We start from the raw sequence: 201 nt of genomic DNA on the forward strand, positions 1-201 counted from the left end.
GCAACTGCAACAACTCCTGCAAGAAAATACCGATAAGGAGTCGCAAATTCACCACCTCCAGGAGCAGATTGCCAACTTTGAAGCTACCCAATCCGAGACGGCCCAGGTGGAAGAAGAAAACCAGCAGCTCAAAAGAGAGTTCTACGCTTTGCAGCAGCGCTACAACCAACTGTCGTTCGAGATGGCAAGAAACGAGCAGAA

Annotated in this window: 1 protein-coding gene; it reads left to right on the forward strand. The window is 49.8% G+C overall.

What is annotated here, in order from left to right:
• On the forward strand, positions 1–201 hold a 201-nt coding region (locus AC0QH1_RS00780; RefSeq protein ID WP_324628818.1), incomplete at both ends, for a hypothetical protein.

This window comes from Phormidium sp. CCY1219 (assembly GCF_055795085.1).